Annotated in this window: 1 protein-coding gene; it reads right to left on the bottom strand. The window is 63.3% G+C overall.

Annotation, left to right across the window (positions count from 1 at the left end):
* Positions 1–97: 97 nt before the first annotated feature.
* Positions 98–1,579: an amidophosphoribosyltransferase gene (gene purF / locus ACE3S9_RS19275; RefSeq protein ID WP_374548092.1), complete on the bottom strand. Its 1,482-nt coding sequence runs from the start codon at positions 1,577–1,579 to the stop codon at positions 98–100.
* Positions 1,580–1,699: the final 120 nt, after the last annotated feature.

Genomic DNA, 1,699 nt, shown 5'->3' with positions numbered 1-1,699 from the left:
AGGCCGCGAGACGCGCCGGTGACGAGGGCGATGCGGCCGGCGAGTTTCTTCTCGCCGGGCTTGGTCGGATCGGACATGGATCAGCCTGTGGTGAAGGTCAGCCGGTTTCGGCCAGCAGCGACAATTGCTTGCGGATATCCTTGCCGTTGAGGTCGGTCAGCGTGGTCGGATAATCGCCGGTGAAGCAATGGTCGGTGAATTGCGGACGGTTGGGGTCGCGGCCGTCGAAGCCCATGGCGCGGTAAATGCCGTCGACCGAGAGGAAGGCGAGCGAATCGGCGCCGATCCAGGCGCGCATCTCTTCCAGCGTATGGGTCGCCGCCAGCAATTTGTCGCGCTGCGGCGTGTCGATGCCGTAATAATCGGGATGGGTGATCGGCGGCGAGGAAATGCGGAAATGCACCTCCTTGGCGCCCGCCTCGCGCATCATCTGCACGATCTTGACCGAGGTCGTGCCCCGTACGATGGAATCGTCGAGCAGCACGATGCGCTTGCCCGCAACCACCGCGCGGTTGGCGGAATGTTTCATCCGCACGCCGAGTTCGCGCACGGTCTGCGTCGGCTGGATGAAGGTGCGGCCGACATAATGGTTGCGGATGATGCCGAGCTCGAAGGGGATGCCGGATTCCCGCGCATAGCCGATCGCGGCGGGCACGCCCGAATCGGGCACCGGCACGACGACATCGGCGTCGAGCGGATTTTCGCGAGCGAGCTGCGCGCCCATTTCCTTGCGCACATTATAGACCGAACGGCCGTGGACGATGGAATCCGGCCGCGCGAAATAGATATATTCGAAGATACAGGGCCGCGCCGCCTGCGGCGGGAAGGGCTTGATGCTCTCCAGCCCATCGTCGGAAATGACGACGATTTCGCCATTTTCGACGTCGCGGATGAAATGCGCGCCGATGATCTCGAGCGCGCAGGTTTCCGAGGCCAGAATATAATGGCCGTCGAGCTGGCCGAGCACCAGCGGGCGGATGCCCAGCGGATCGCGCGCGCCGATCAGCTTCTTGTTGCTCAGGCCGACGAAGGCATAGGCGCCCTCGATCTGGCGCAGGGCCTCGATGAAGCGGTCGATGATCGAATGTTTGCGGCTGCGCGCGACGAGATGCAGCACCACTTCGGTGTCGGAGGTCGATTGATAGATCGCGCCGGCGCGGATCAATTCGCGGCGGATGGTCAGGGCGTTGGTGAGATTGCCGTTATGAGCGACGGCGAAACCGCCCGAATCGAGTTCCGCGAACAGAGGCTGGACGTTGCGGAGGATGGTTTCGCCCGTGGTCGAATAACGCACATGGCCGATGGCGCGGTCGCCAGGCAGGCGCTCGATGGTCGAGGCCTTGGAGAAGGTGTCGCCCACCATGCCCATGCGGCGCTCGGAATTGAACCGGCGTCCGTCATAGGAGACGATGCCCGCCGCTTCCTGGCCGCGATGCTGCAAGGCGTGTAGGCCGAGCGTGGTGATCGCCGCCGCGTCGGGATGGCCGAAAATGCCGAATACGCCGCATTCCTCGCGCAGGCGGTCGGCGTTGATGTCGAACGCGGCGGGATTGTCTCGCTCTGCGCCGGATTGCTCCATGGCCCTGGCTCCTTGCGCGCGAAAGCGCCCGCGCGCGAAAAGGCTGCTCTGCCCCATTGGCGAAAGTCAGGTCAATAAACCTCGAAACGACAAATGGAAAGTCTTTACGAAAATTTCCAC

The sequence above is a fragment of the Rhodoblastus sp. genome, from assembly GCF_041915505.1.
Classification (GTDB): Bacteria; Pseudomonadota; Alphaproteobacteria; order Rhizobiales; family Beijerinckiaceae; genus Rhodoblastus.
This window is presented reverse-complemented; position numbering and strand designations above follow the sequence as displayed.

Bases quoted from the DNA above. Each gene is read 5' to 3' on its own strand.
- purF (WP_374548092.1), bottom strand. From the start codon at position 1,579: ATGGAGCAATCCGGCGCAGAGCGAGACAATCCCGCCGCGTTCGACATC.